Source organism: Spiroplasma endosymbiont of Zeiraphera isertana, assembly GCF_964030805.1.
Taxonomy (GTDB): Bacteria; Bacillota_I; Bacilli_A; order Mycoplasmatales; family VBWQ01; genus Spiroplasma_E.
The window spans coordinates 76097-90269 of the sequence record NZ_OZ034965.1 but is presented as its reverse complement, the minus strand read 5'-3'; the positions used below and the strand labels follow the sequence as shown (position 1 = coordinate 90269).

Below are 14173 nucleotides of genomic sequence, written 5' to 3'. Positions count from 1 at the left end.
TAGTTATTGATAATACCTATATATATTATAAAATTTCTCCGAAATTACTATTATAGTAGTAAAAAAATCGTTTTTATTTATTTTATTGTTGTTTTTACTATTATATATATATATAATATTTTTATCTGTATAGAATAAAATTATCATCTGTATAGAACAATATAGAATGGAGGTGAGAAAATGAGTAAATTTTTTCATAGTAAACAAACAACTCCTGAGGATAAGAAAAATCCTAGTTTTACTTTTAAAGGAACTTTTAATAAATTAGGTGGCAAAATGTTTGGCAAAATGCAAAACTTATCAAGAGCCATTGTTTTACCAATAGCTACATTACCAATAGCTGGCTTATTGTTAGGAATTGGTGGTGGTGTTGCTAGTGCTTTAAAGCAATTACCTAATCATGATAGTCTTGTTGGTATTATTAATATTTTTTCAATTATGCAATCAGCCGGAAACGTTGTTTTTGCTAATTTAGGATTGATTTTTGCTATTTCTATTGCTTTTGGTTTTGCAAAAGCTAGTAAAGGTGTAGCTGCTCTTTCTGGATTTATTACTTTTATTGTTATGACTTCAGTTATTAGTGGCATGTTTTTTTGAAATCCCAAAACAGGAATGTTGGGATTTGATCCATGAGGTTTAGGTGAAGGTGCAAAGATTACTCCAGAAAGTGGTAAATCTTCTGGTTTATTTTCTTCTGTCTTAGGATTATTTCCTACGTTTGATACTTCAGTTTTAGGTGGCATTCTTGTTGGTTGATTAGTATCAGTTGTTCATAATCATTCATACAATATTCGTATGCCAAGAGTATTAGCTTTTTTTGGTGGTGAACGTTTTGTGCCAATTTTAGCTGTTTTTGTTGGAATAGGAATGGGATTAGCTTTTTTCTTTATTTGACCAATGTTATTAATTGCTTTTAGAGAAATTGGTAATGGCTTAGCAGCTGGTATGAATACAGGTCAACTTACCGATGGACAGTTAACTGGTGATAATTTTCATCCAACAGTTGGTGGAGCGTTTATTGCAATGTTTTTTGGAATGACTGAACGTTTATTAATACCAACGGGATTGCATCACGTTCAATATGCACCTTTCTGATATACTGGAATTGGTGGTACGTGAACTAATGGATCTGACACATTTGTAGGAGCGTACAATATTTTCTTTGGACAATTTGCTTCTAATGCAGTAGGACACATGAATCAAACACCAGGAACAATGTTTATGAGTGGGCGATTTGCATATATGCAATATGGTTATCCATTTGCAGCGCTTGCTATGTGAATGTTAGCACGACCAGAAAATAAAAAAATGGTTGGTGGTATTTTAGGATCTGCTGCTCTAACTTCTTTCTTAACAGGAGTTACAGAACCATTGTTGTTTTCGTTCTTATTTGTAGCACCATTATGTTTTGTTTTCCATGCATTTATGGCAGGAATTAGTTTTATGATGGCGTATTTATTAAATATAGTTGTTGGTCAAGGTTTTGCTGCTGGATTTATTGACTTTTCTTTCTTTGGAATATTACCAAGTATTCTTGGTAAAGAAACAGGCTTCTATTGAGTATTTGCTACTGGATTAATTATGGCACCCGCTTATTTCTTTGGGTTCTATTACATTATTAAGTGAACAAATTACAAAACTTTAGGTCGTGAAGAAGGAGAATTAGCAACCAACTTAGCTTTACAAAGTGTTGAAAGTTCTTTAGATAAGTCTTCAAAAAAAGGTAGAACAAAAGTAGAAAATTTATTACTTGGACTTGGTGGAGCATTAAATATTATTGATGTTAACGCTAAAGATAAAGTATTAGTTGCAACTTTAAAAGATGCAAATATTTATTCAAAAGCTTTATTAAGATTAAGTGGAACTAAAAATATTAAAGTAATTGCCAATAAAGTTGAAATTACTTATCTTGATGGTGCAGAGTCTATTCATAAAACTTTACAAGCAGAAATGACAAAGAAAAAAACATTAACACCCGATACTAATAAAGATAAAAATAATGATATGTTAGAAAATATTTTTAAAGGTCTTGGTGGACGAAGTAATGTTAGATTATTAGACAATTGTGCTACAAGATTGCGTGTTACAGTTTGTGATGAAACTAAAGTTGATGATAATATTTTAAAATCAACTGGTGCAGTTGGTATCTTTAAAAAAGGTACAGCTATTCAGGTAATTTATGGGCCACAAGTAGGTAATATTAAAAATGATTTATTAAAAACTTGAACTCCAAAATAAACTATTACTAAAATATAAAAATGAGCAACTTTTTGAGTTGTTCATTTTTTTAGTTTTAGTTATGGATAATGTTAAAATTATAATATAGGATGGAGGGAAAGCTATTTTAATTTTCAAAAAAACTCTTGATGAAATAAAAAAAATCATCAACCCGGCCTAAAATTTGATTTTATTTAATTTTGGGATTTATTTTTTTTACAAACTGAAATATAATGCTTCAGATTTTGCATAAGGTGATATTTTATAATGTTGGTATTTAAATTTTCATAAATTGAGGTAATTTTGAATATTGGTAAATCCAATGCCATGATAATGAGTAATAAATTCTTTTAAACTTGATTGTATTTTACTGATATTACTTAAATTTTTATAATTTAATTCTTTATTTTCTGTTGATTTAAATTTCTTGAGAGTACATTTTGTTTGTTTAGCTACTGTATCATATAGTATTTGCATATCACAAACTATAATTGATTTTTCTTCAATAAGCTTAGATTTTAAATTTTCTTGTACTCATTTTTTTGTTAATCTTTTAGTATTTGTTGTTTGAGCATAAATATTTTTATTTTCATCAATTGCCATTTCAATACAACAGTTTAAATCTTTAGCATTTTCTTCAATTAGACTTGGTGCAAAACCTTTAATTTTAACAATTTAACGATTATTATTAATATTAAAGGTGATAGTTATTATGTTGAAAAAATATAAAGATGATCAAGAATTTTATAGTTTAGTCGGCATAAAGCCACAAACATTTTATAAAATTCTTGAAATTTTAAAAATTGCTGAGTCTAAACAAAAATATTATGGTGGTAGAAAAAATAAAATTGTAATTGAAGAGCGTTTATTAATGACTTTAGAATATTGAAAAGACTATAGTAGTTATAGAGTTATTGCAAAAAGATATAATATTAGTCATACTAGTTGCATTCGTAATATTTTTTGAATTGAAAATATTTTAATAAAAAGCGGAATTTTTAATTTACCTGGAAAAAAAGATTTAACAAAAAATAAAGGTACTAATAATAATTTGTTAGCTATTGATGCTACTGAAACTCCAATTGAAAGAATTAAAAAAAACTAAAATTACTTTTTTCAGGTAAAAATAAACATCATTCTCTCAAATCCCAAATAATTATTGATATTTCCAATGGAAAAATTATTTCAACTGATTTTTGTTTTGGAAGCATTCATGATTTTAAATTGCTTCTAAAATCTAAAACTTTTATTCATCCAGAAAAACAAGTTTTTGTTGATTCAGGTTATCAAGGTATACAAAATATTCATAAAAATACATTTTTGCCATTTAAAAAAAGTAAATACAATCAATTAACACCAATTCAAAAAGAATACAATAAAACTTTAAGTAAAATTAGAATTAAAATTGAACACGTATTTGCTAAACTAAAACGTTTTAAAATTTTAAGTTTAAAATATCGCAATAAAATACGAAGATTTGCATTAAGATTTAATTTAATAGCAGGAATATATAATTTTGAATTAACTTAGTTTTGCACCAAGTCTATTCATTTTTTTCTTGGATCATCTGGATTTTTGAAATTTCCTTTATGAATTTCTTTGATAAAAGTTTCATCAATTTCAATTCTACCTTTTAATTTTGTGAATGGTTTTTGTGTTTTTGCTAATTGTGATGATTTCATAAATTTTTGACGATTAAATCATGCTGATGTTTTTGAAATTTTAGCAAATTGAGAAATAGTATAAGCAGATTGACCTAACAATGACAATCAAATTATTCAATCTCATTGTTCATGAGATAAATGACTTCAATGTAAAAAATGATTTCTTAAAGCATCAAAGCTACTTTTACAATCTTTGCATAAATATTTTTGCTTATTATTCTTAAAACCATTTTTTACACATCAATAAGATTTACAATTTGGACATTGAATTCCTTTTTCTTTAAATTTTTTATCAATTGCATCTAATTTTTCTTTTTTCTCAATTTGTTTAATTCTATTTTTAAAATGTCTAATAATTTTTATAAATTCTTCATCTTTTTTGTTTTTTAAAACATCAATTAATTAATTATTAGTCACAAAAAATCACCCCTGATATAAAAATATTACTTTTAATTTTAAATTAAAAGTAATATCAAGATTTTTTGTGAAAATTAAAAGAAAACTATGTTTTTTGATGATGAAGAAGAAAAGTTAGAAGAAGCTAGGTATGAAGAAATACAAACAAATATACAAAATTTAACATTAACAATTGATGTTAATATTGTTGTTAAAGATTTATTTAAATATATTAAATTAAAATGTACACAAAAAATTAGAATTATGGATATATTAGCATTGTTTTTATCAATAGTTTCAATAATTATTTCAATATTATTAACTGTTATTGATAAAACTGATCAAAAAATTAGTTTTGAACTTCGAAAATTATTGTATGTGGTAAATATATTTAAAGATTTAACGGTGGTAATGGTATTAGTAATTGCATTATTTATGATTATTTATGAGATTAAATATTGAATTAAACAAAATAAACAATTCAAATCTTTTTATGCAGCAAATGCTGATTTTACACCCGAAGAAATTGTTTCGGAACTAATGGATCTTAATAATATTTTTAGTTTTAAGCATTGAAATGAAATTTCATTCCATATTAAATACTATAAAAAATGTAAATCATTTAAACGACATGCAATTTTAATCGCTATTTTGGATTATTATCAATTGCCAATTAATAAATGAAATTTAATGTATTTAAATCAAACAATTAATTATTTAAATAAAAAACATTTTCGTCATATTCTTAGATTATGCATATTTAGTTGTTTAGCAATAATAATGATTATTTTAATGAGTACTTTCCCTTCAATATTTTTAAGATAAAATATTTTATATAGATAGAAAGGTATATATGGAAAAATTTAATGAAGAAATAAAAATATTAACGACAATTTTTATTAATAATGCTAATATCAATACTAAAATTAAACAAGAAAAATTTTTAATCAATAATTTTGAATTTTATGGAATTTTAACTAGTAAACGAAAACCATTAGTAAAATTATTGTTAAATAAATGAAATAAAAATTTATCGTTAGTAAATAAAAAAACAGTTATTTGAAACATTATATTTACAAAAAAATCGTGAATTTCAATATACAGCAATGGAATTTTTAAATCTTTGATGAAAGAAAAACTTAAGTTTTAATGACTTAGATTGGCTTTTATCGATAATTAAACATAATATTTGATGAGATACTACTGATTATTTTGATAATATTATTGGTGTTCTTATATTTAGCAACAATAATATTAGTGTTAGAGATCAATATTTATTTAAGTTAATAAATGATAGTAATTTTTGAATTCAAAGAATAGCAATTCAATCACAATTAATGTTTAAAGAAAATACTGATTTTAATTTACTATTTGCATTAATTAAACCATTGTTATTAACAACAAATTTTTATCTAATAAGTTCTATTGGTTGAGCGTTGCGTAATGCCAAACGAGTTAATTCACAAAAAATTAATGATTTTATTAAAATTAACAATGTTAGTCAAAAAATAATTGTTGTTATTGATGAACATTAAAATTAAAATTGCTTATAAATAATATTTATAATAATATTCTTAAAATAGTCTAAGATTCACTTAATAGATAGAGAAAAATATTAAAATATAAATATAAGTTTTTGACCTATTTACTTTATTTTAAAGTAAATGGGTTTTTATTTGGAAAGGAAAAGCACATGCCTAATAATTATTCATTGATTGTTAAACCTCTTTTACAAGAAGAAGATATCATTAATAGTAATATTTCATTTTTTAAGACTTTACAAGTAGAATCTAGTACAACAATGATTTCAATAATACCTTCAATAAAAATATCAATTTTAACAGATCATGAAATAAAAGCTTTATCTAAATATCAAATTCAATCATTGCTACCAGAACAAATCCCGCTTTTTACAGCAGAACAAATTAAATCATTTAGACCCAAACAAATTCAATGATTTTGATTATGACAAATTCAGTCATTTACAAAAAAACAGATTGCATCATTTACGCCAGAACAAATTCCGTATTTAACATATGAACAAATCCCAATTTTTACACCAGAACAAATCCTTGCGTTTACACCGTTGCAAATTTCTGTATTTACGCCAGAACAAATTCCTCTTTTTACAATCGAACAAATCCCTACGTTTACACCGTTGCAAATTTCTGCTTTTACAAAAGAACAAATACCAGAATTTACAGAAAAACAGATTGCATCATTTACACCAGAACAAAAACAAATTTTTACATTAGAGCAGCGTAAATTTTTTGGAAGAAAAATAATTTCAACTTTTAATAAACAAAAAAATAATTCATCAATAATTGAACAAGTTGTATCATTTACAGCAGAAAAAATTTGGAATGGCAACACTTTTTAGGACTATTTTTTGGTAGACATTTGTTTTTGATAATTAACTGGAGTTAAGTAGTTTAAAGTGCTATGAATTCGTATGTTGTTATATCAATTGATAGAATCAAATAATTCTAATTTTAATTGGATTAATGATCTAAAATTTTTATCATTAATAAATTCTGTTTTGAAAGTTTTAAAAGTTGCTTCAGCAACAGCATTGTCATAAGGACATCCTTTTTTGCTTAAAGAGCGAGTAATATTGAATGCTAGTAAAAGTTTATCAACAATTTTATTATTAAATTCATTACCTCGATCGCTATGAAATATTTGAATATCTTTTAAACAGCGATTTGATTGCATAAATGCTTCATATACTAATGATGCATCTTTTTTAGTGCCTACACTATGTCCAATAATTTCGCGGTTAAATAGGTCTATTAATAAACAAATATAGTTTCACTTACCATTTACTTGAACATAAGTTAAACCACTAACAATAACTTCATTTTTAATCCTATTCTTAAAGTTTCTATTAACAAGATTAGTTATTTGACTATCATTGACTTTATTATGATGATTTTTGTGTCTTAATTTAGTGTATTTTGATATTAAATTATGTTTATTCATAATTTCTTTAATTTTTCGTCTTGATAAATAAATTTCTTGGTTTTCTAATATGACTTTTAATCTTCTTGTGCCATAAATTTCTTTATTTTCTTTAAAAGCACTAATAACAGCTTCATCATACATATTATTTTGATTTTTTTCTTTTTTCTTGAAATTAAAATAATATGTTGATTTAGAGAGCTTTAAAAAACGACACATTGTACGAATTTTATATTTACATTTATTATTGATAATAATCTCTATTTTCTGCCTATTATTAGTGCTGCTTGTTTTAAAATATCATTTTCCATTCGTAACTGTTTTAATTCTTTTCTTAATTGAATTAATTCATTTTCTTCAACAGAACGATTATCTTTATATTTAAAACTACCTGAATTAGTAAATTGCTTAATTCAATTATAAGTAGCTGCTCTTGTAACATTGTACTCTTTAGCAAGACAAGAGACTGACTTACCACTTTGATATAAAGCTACTATTTGTTTCTTAAATTCGTCGGTATATGAGTTAATATTGACCATAATTATAGTTCCTTTCTTTTAACTAATTTGTTCACTTGTCTACGTAATTAGTGTCCAATAAAGTGTAACCTATCCAAGAACAACAAATTCCATACTTTACAAAAGAGCAGATTCAAGAGTTGACAATGGAACAGATTCAATCTTTAATAGGCCAACAAATTCAATCGTTTACAAAGGAACAAATTCCATTTTTACAGATATGCAAATTCAATGGTTTAGAGCTGACCAACGTAGATTTTTTAAAGTAATAAGAATTCCAATTATTAATAAACTAAAAACTAGTTCATTAATAATTAAAGAAAATCAAATTTTTGTAGAAGAGAAAATTAGAAAAAAAAGTAATCAATGAAGTTTAAAAAAAATTTGATTTTTAGTTATTAGTTTTTTTTCACAACAACTTCAATATTTAGTTTATTTTATATTTTTAAAAAAAATAAAAATCAACTTAGAAAAAAAATCAAATTAAAAAAAGAAGAAGATAATTTTAACGAAAATAGTTTAAATAAAATGTTAGAATCTAAAATTAATTTTATTGAACTTACAAAATCAGAAATTAACAAGGAATTTTTTAATAAAAGTAATATTAAATCATATAATAATAAAGTTTTTTATACTTTAATTGTAAAATTAAAAAGGATACTTATATAAAAATTAAATTGTGTTAGTTCTATAATTAAGAAAAGAAAGGAATTAGCGCAATGTATAAGTATCTGAGTATTGAATCAATAATAGCAATAAAAGAATATAAAAATTATGGATTTTCGATTCGTAAAATAGCAAAAATTGTTGATTATAGTAAATCAACTGTACATAGAGTTTGTAGATTAGACTTGGTGCAAAACCTTTAATTTTAACAATTTAACGATTATTATTAATATTAAAGGTGATAGTTATTATGTTGAAAAAATATAAAGATGATCAAGAATTTTATAGTTTAGTCGGCATAAAGACACAAACATTTTATAAAATGCTTGAAATTTTAAAAATTGCTGAGTCTAAACAAAATATTATGGTGGTAGAAAAAATAAAATTGTAATTGAAGAGCGTTTATTAATGACTTTAGAATATTGAAAAGACTATAGTGGTTATAGAGTTATTGCAAAAAGATATAATATTAGTCATACTAGTTGCATTCGTAATATTTTTTGAATTGAAAATATTTTAATAAAAAGCGGAATTTTTAATTTACCTGGAAAAAAAGATTTAACAAAAAATAAAGGTACTAATAATAATTTGTTAGCTATTGATGCTACTGAAACTCCAATTGAAAGAATTAAAAAAAACTAAAATTACTTTTTTCAGGTAAAAAGAAACATCATTCTCTCAAATCCCAAATAATTATTGATATTTCCAATGGAAAAATTATTTCAACTGCTTTTTGTTTTGGAAGCATTCATGATTTTAAATTGCTTCTAAAATCTAAAACTTTTATTCATCCAGAAAAACAAGTTTTTGTTTATTAAGGTTATCAAGGTATACAAAATATTCATAAAAATACATTTTTGCCATTTAAAAAAAGTAAATACAATCAATTAACACCAATTCAAAAAGAATACAATAAAACTTTAAGTAAAATTAGAATTAAAATTGAACACGTATTTGCTAAACTAAAACGTTTTAAAATTTTAAGTTTAAAATATCGCAATAAAATACGAAGATTTGCATTAAGATTTAATTTAATAGCAGGAATATATAATTTTGAATTACCTTAGTTTTGCACCAAGTCTATTATTAAATAAAAACTTATTGCCATTAGAAATATTGAATCAATTTCAAAAAAATAAACAAAATGCAGGCAGAAAATTAATAATTTTAACTTTAACAGAAATTAATAGTATTAATCATTTGTTAATTACTAACAAGTATGCTCTTGATATAATTGCTAACTTTTTAAAGGAAAATAAAATAAAAAGTATTTCAACAAAAACTTTATATAACATGTTTAAAACAAATCGAATGGGTTTTGATGAAAATAACTTATTGAGAAAAGGCAAAAATAAATCTCACAAACAAAAAGAAACTAGGGGCAAAATTAATAATTGTAAGTCTATTCATGAAAGAAATTTAATCATTCCTAATATTAAAAATATACAAGAATTTGGTCATTTAGAAGGTGATACTATCATTGGCAAAGATCATAAAATTTCTATTATTACTTTGGCTGATATATGATCAAAAACCACAATTCCTTTAGTAACTAAAAATCATAAATCAGAAAATATTACGAAAAGTATAATAAAATTTATTTCAAAGTTACAAAAAGGAACAGTTAAAACCATTACTTTTGATCGTGGTAAAGAATTTAGTAAATGAAGATTAATCGAAAAAATTTGTAATGTCCAAATTTATTTTGCAGATCCTGGTAAACCTTGCCAAAGGGGTTTAAATGAAAATAATAATGGTATTTTAAGAAGATATTTACCAAAATCTACAGATCTATCTTCATATAAACAAAAAGATTTAAATTTTATAGCATTTCAAATTAATTCTACACCCAGAAAATCGCTCTCTTATAAAAGACCAATAGATTTAATACAATTATTTTAAAAAACTGTCCCATTTATATTTACAACTCAGGTTTTCTAAGTTTTTTTATGTTAAAATAATAAAGATTTTATTACTTTACAAGTAATAATAAGTATAAGTAATAATAAAGAAAAAAATGGTGATTTACTTTATGTGAGATCGTAAAATTTTACGAAAAATTAATAAACAAGTTAAGGCAATAATTAGCCTTGATGAAACAATGAGAAAAATTAAAGATGAAGAATTAGCAAATAAAACAGTTGAATTCAGAACCAGATTGGCAGAAGGTGAGACTTTAGATGATATTTTAGTTGAAGCTTTTGCGACAATTAGAGAAGCAGCAAGAAGAATTAGTGGATTACATCCATATCCTGTTCAATTAATTGGTGGCATTGTTCTTCATAATGGTGATGTTGCTGAAATGCGAACTGGTGAAGGAAAAACTTTAACTGCCGTGATGCCAATTTATCTAAATGCTTTAAGTAGTAAAGGTGTTCATGTTATTACTGTTAATGAATATTTAGCGGCAAGAGATGCTGAATTAAATCGACCAATTTTAGAATTTTTGGGAATTACTATTGGTGTTAGTCTTCGTGATCATTCTACTAATCAAAAACGTGAAGCGTATTTAAAAGATGTTACATATACAACTAATTCGGAATTAGGCTTTGATTATTTGCGTGATAATATGGTTAAGGTTTATCCAGAAAAAGTTCAACGTCAGCTTAATTATGCTATCATTGATGAGGCGGACTCTGTTTTAATTGATGAATCAAGAACACCTTTAATTATTTCTGGTGGTTCAAAAAATCGTACGCCTTTATATCAAGCATCAGATGTTTTTGCAAAAACTTTAATACCTGAAGATTATAAAATTGATTGAGAATCACGCCAAATTGCATTAACAGTAACGGGTGTTAATAAAGCTCAAAAACAGTTTAATTTAAAAAATTTATTTGATATTGATAACTCGGAATTATTTCATCATATTCAAAATGCACTTCGTGCTAATCATGTTTTCAAATTAGATGTAGAATATGTTGTTAAAGATGGTGAAATTGTGCTAGTTGATCAGTTTACTGGTAGATTAATGCCTGGTAGAGTATATAGTGATGGACTTCATCAAGCTTTACAGGCTAAAGAAAATGTTACAATTCAACAAGAAACAACAACAGTAGCTACTATTACTTATCAAAACTTTTTCCGTTTATATAATAAATTAAGTGGTATGACAGGAACTGCTAAAACCGAAGAAGAAGAATTTGTAAAAATTTATAATATGAGAGTAATTAAGATTCCTACTAATAAACCAATTATTCGAGAAGATAAACCCGATCATGTTTTTGCTTCATTAAATGCTAAATTTAAATCTTTAATTGCAGAAGTTAAAGAACGACATACTAAAGGACAACCAATTTTGATTGGTACTGCTAATGTTTATGTATCAGAACGAATTGCTAATATGTTAACTTCGGAAGGAATTAAGCACGAGATTTTAAATGCTAAAAATCATGCTCGTGAAGCTGATATTATTGCTAGAGCTGGTGAAAAAGGATCAATTACTTTAGCAACTAATATGGCAGGACGTGGAACTGATATTAAACTTGGTAAGGGTGTTATTGAACTTGGTGGCCTTGCTGTATTAGGTACTGAAAGAAACGAAGCACGAAGAATTGATAATCAATTACGTGGAAGAGCCGGAAGACAAGGTGATCCTGGATTTTCACGATTTTATGTTTCGATTGAAGATGATTTGATGTTACGTTTTGGTGGTGAAAAATTAAAAAAAGCTTTTGCAAGTTTAGGTGAAGACTATATTAGATCAAAAATGTTAACTAGATCAATTACTAGAGCACAACAAAAAATTGAAGGTATGAATTTTGATGCACGAAAAAACTTATTAGATTATGATAATGTTATTGCTCAGCATCGTGAAGCTACATATCATCAACGTGATAATATTTTACTTGCTGATGATTTATTAGATTTAATCAAAAATATGCACAGAACAGTAGCACGTGATTTACTAAATATTTTTAATAAAGTTGTTGGTAGAGAACAGTTTATTGATTATGATGAATTAGTTAAAGGTATTGAAAATAAATTAATTAAGCCTAATGATTTAATAGCAGAAAAGTTAAATCGATTAAGTACTGAAGAAAATATTGATTTAATTGTTGAAAAATCTTATAATTTTTATCTTGAAAAAAGAGAAAAATTAAATGATGTTATTATAAAACAAATTGAAAATAGTGTTGTTTTACAAACTTTTGATCAATATTGAACTAATCACATTGATGCTTTAAGTAAACTGCGTGCAGGAATTCATTTGCGTGGTTATGCGCAGTTAAATCCCTTACAAGCTTATATTGAGGAAGCTTCAAAATTATTTAATCGTATGAAAATCAATGTTGCTCATCAAGTTATTATTATGTTACATAGCATTGATCCAGAACAACATCAGGTCCGTGGTGGTCAAGATGTATTGGATACAGTATTAGCAAGTAATGTTGAAACTAAAACTAAAATTGGATAATTAATCTTTATTTAAAAAACTAAGTATTAAAATACTTAGTTTTTTAAATATGTTTTTTTTATTCTATTTGATTTTTTTCTTTATGTTTTCATGACTTCTTTTTAAATATGTTTTTATTTTTTTTACTGTCATAAGTGACTGAAGTTGTTCAATGGGGGAAATTATTACCTTTAGTAACGGCATTATTATTATTCATGGGTACTAAATTTTTAATATAATTAGTTCCATATTTTAATTTTCAAAAAAACTCTTGATGAAATAAAAAAAATCATCAACCCGGCCTAAAATTTGATTTTATTTAATTTTGGGATTTATTTTTTTTACAAACTGAAATATAATGCTTCAGATTTTGCATAAGGTGATATTTTATAATGTTGGTATTTAAATTTTCATAAATTGAGGTAATTTTGAATATTGGTAAATCCAATGCCATGATAATGAGTAATAAATTCTTTTAAACTTGATTGTATTTTACTGATATTACTTAAATTTTTATAATTTAATTCTTTATTTTCTTTTGATTTAAATTTCTTGAGAGTGCATTTTGTTTGTTTAGCTACTGTATCATATAGTATTTGCATATCACAAACTATAATTGATTTTTCTTCGATAAGCTTAGATGTTAAATTTTCTTGTACTCATTTTTTTGTTAATCTTTTAGTATTTGTTGTTTGAGCATAAATATTTTTATTTTCATCAATTGCCATTTCAATACAACAGTTTAAATCTTTAGCATTTTCTTCAATTCATTTTTTTCTTGGATCATCTGGATTTTTGAAATTTCCTTTATGAATTTCTTTGATAAAAGTTTCATCAATTTCAATTCTACCTTTTAATTTTGTGAATGGTTTTTGTGTTTTTGCTAATTGCGATGATTTCATAAATTTTTGACGATTAAATCATGCTGATGTTTTTGAAATTTTAGCAAATTGAGAAATAGTATAAGCAGATTGACCTAACAATGACAATCAAATTATTCAATCTCATTGTTCATGAGATAAATGACTTCAATGTAAAAAATGATTTCTTAAAGCATCAAAGCTACTTTTACAATCTTTGCATAAATATTTTTGCTTATTATTCTTAAAACCATTTTTTACACATCAATAAGATTTACAATTTGGACATTGAATTCCTTTTTCTTTAAATTTTTTATCAATTGCATCTAATTTTTCTTTTTTCTCAATTTGTTTAATTCTATTTTTAAAATGTCTAATAATTTTTATAAATTCTTCATCTTTTTTGTTTTTTAAAACATCAACTAATTCATTATTAGTCACAAAAAATCACCCCCGATATAAAAATATTACTTTTAATTTAAAATTAAAAGTAAT

15 protein-coding genes and 3 pseudogenes are annotated in these 14173 nt (G+C 24.7%); 13 read left to right on the top strand and 5 right to left on the bottom strand.

The window, feature by feature from the left end; all coding sequences use genetic code 4:
• Positions 1-180 precede the first annotated feature (180 nt).
• Positions 181-2238 carry a PTS transporter subunit EIIC gene (locus AAHM78_RS00585; protein WP_342254001.1) on the top strand — a complete coding sequence of 686 codons (2058 nt, stop codon included), beginning with the start codon at positions 181-183 and terminating at the stop codon, positions 2236-2238.
• 195 nt (positions 2239-2433) lie between these two features.
• On the opposite strand, the gene AAHM78_RS00580 is transcribed toward AAHM78_RS00585, so the two are convergent.
• Positions 2434-2820, bottom strand: coding sequence for a hypothetical protein (locus AAHM78_RS00580; RefSeq protein ID WP_342254000.1), 387 nt, complete (start codon positions 2818-2820; stop codon positions 2434-2436).
• 109 nt (positions 2821-2929) lie between these two features.
• Between AAHM78_RS00580 and AAHM78_RS00575 the strand changes: the two genes are divergently transcribed.
• Both AAHM78_RS00575 and AAHM78_RS00570 read left to right on the top strand, forming a co-directional pair.
• Positions 2930-3322 carry a transposase family protein gene (locus tag AAHM78_RS00575; RefSeq protein WP_342253999.1) on the top strand — a complete coding sequence of 131 codons (393 nt, stop codon included), beginning with the start codon at positions 2930-2932 and terminating at the stop codon, positions 3320-3322.
• A 50-nt stretch (positions 3323-3372) separates the two neighbouring features.
• Positions 3373-3747 carry a transposase family protein gene (locus AAHM78_RS00570; RefSeq protein ID WP_342254957.1) on the top strand — a complete coding sequence of 125 codons (375 nt, stop codon included), beginning with the start codon at positions 3373-3375 and terminating at the stop codon, positions 3745-3747.
• Here AAHM78_RS00570 and AAHM78_RS00565 read toward each other — a convergent pair.
• Positions 3744-3980 carry a hypothetical protein gene (locus AAHM78_RS00565; RefSeq protein WP_342253998.1) on the bottom strand — a complete coding sequence of 79 codons (237 nt, stop codon included), beginning with the start codon at positions 3978-3980 and terminating at the stop codon, positions 3744-3746. The genes AAHM78_RS00570 and AAHM78_RS00565 overlap by 4 nt on opposite strands.
• 84 nt (positions 3981-4064) lie before the next feature.
• A pseudogene (locus AAHM78_RS16540) lies at positions 4065-4151 on the bottom strand (transposase-like zinc-binding domain-containing protein); the annotation flags it as partial.
• Positions 4152-4385: 234 nt separating this feature from the next.
• Between AAHM78_RS16540 and AAHM78_RS00560 the strand changes: the two are divergent.
• The 4 genes from AAHM78_RS00560 to AAHM78_RS00545 all read left to right on the top strand — a co-directional run bounded on the left by AAHM78_RS00560 (position 4386) and on the right by AAHM78_RS00545 (position 6657).
• Complete coding sequence (locus AAHM78_RS00560) at positions 4386-5102, top strand: hypothetical protein (RefSeq protein WP_342253997.1); 717 nt, start codon at positions 4386-4388, stop codon at positions 5100-5102.
• A gap of 28 nt (positions 5103-5130) precedes the next feature.
• Positions 5131-5427, top strand: coding sequence for a hypothetical protein (locus AAHM78_RS00555; protein ID WP_342253996.1), 297 nt, complete (start codon positions 5131-5133; stop codon positions 5425-5427).
• Positions 5384-5812 carry a DNA alkylation repair protein gene (locus AAHM78_RS00550; RefSeq protein WP_342253995.1) on the top strand — a complete coding sequence of 143 codons (429 nt, stop codon included), beginning with the start codon at positions 5384-5386 and terminating at the stop codon, positions 5810-5812. The genes AAHM78_RS00555 and AAHM78_RS00550 overlap by 44 nt, the downstream gene beginning before the upstream one ends.
• Before the next feature lie 158 nt (positions 5813-5970).
• Positions 5971-6657: a hypothetical protein gene (locus tag AAHM78_RS00545; RefSeq protein ID WP_342253994.1), complete on the top strand. Its 687-nt coding sequence runs from the start codon at positions 5971-5973 to the stop codon at positions 6655-6657.
• A 2-nt stretch (positions 6658-6659) separates the two neighbouring features.
• Here the strand turns inward: AAHM78_RS00545 and AAHM78_RS00540 are convergent.
• Positions 6660-7777, bottom strand: a protein-coding gene (locus tag AAHM78_RS00540) for an IS3 family transposase (RefSeq protein WP_342253993.1) whose coding sequence is annotated in 2 segments (ribosomal slippage) — positions 6660-7528 and positions 7528-7777 — 1119 coding nt in all. Because the reading frame shifts where the segments join, the coding sequence is not laid out codon by codon here.
• A 698-nt stretch (positions 7778-8475) separates the two neighbouring features.
• Between AAHM78_RS00540 and AAHM78_RS00535 the strand changes: the two are divergent.
• The 6 genes and pseudogenes from AAHM78_RS00535 to secA all read left to right on the top strand — a co-directional run.
• Positions 8476-8622, top strand: a pseudogene (locus tag AAHM78_RS00535) (helix-turn-helix domain-containing protein); the annotation flags it as partial.
• 50 nt (positions 8623-8672) lie between these two features.
• Positions 8673-8813, top strand: coding sequence for a hypothetical protein (locus AAHM78_RS00530; protein WP_342252928.1), 141 nt, complete (start codon positions 8673-8675; stop codon positions 8811-8813).
• Between the two features lie 17 nt (positions 8814-8830).
• Complete coding sequence (locus AAHM78_RS00525) at positions 8831-9064, top strand: transposase family protein (RefSeq protein ID WP_342253991.1); 234 nt, start codon at positions 8831-8833, stop codon at positions 9062-9064.
• 215 nt (positions 9065-9279) lie between these two features.
• Positions 9280-9489 carry a transposase family protein gene (locus tag AAHM78_RS00520; protein WP_342252825.1) on the top strand — a complete coding sequence of 70 codons (210 nt, stop codon included), beginning with the start codon at positions 9280-9282 and terminating at the stop codon, positions 9487-9489.
• Between the two features lie 16 nt (positions 9490-9505).
• Positions 9506-10324, top strand: a pseudogene (locus AAHM78_RS00515) (IS30 family transposase); the annotation flags it as partial.
• Positions 10325-10454: 130 nt separating this feature from the next.
• Positions 10455-12839: a preprotein translocase subunit SecA gene (secA, locus tag AAHM78_RS00510; protein ID WP_342253989.1), complete on the top strand. Its 2385-nt coding sequence runs from the start codon at positions 10455-10457 to the stop codon at positions 12837-12839.
• A 320-nt stretch (positions 12840-13159) separates the two neighbouring features.
• Here secA and AAHM78_RS00505 read toward each other — a convergent pair whose 3' ends face one another.
• Entirely contained in the window at positions 13160-14119 is a 960-nt protein-coding gene (locus AAHM78_RS00505; RefSeq protein WP_342253988.1) for an IS1595 family transposase, read from the bottom strand.
• Positions 14120-14173: the final 54 nt, after the last annotated feature.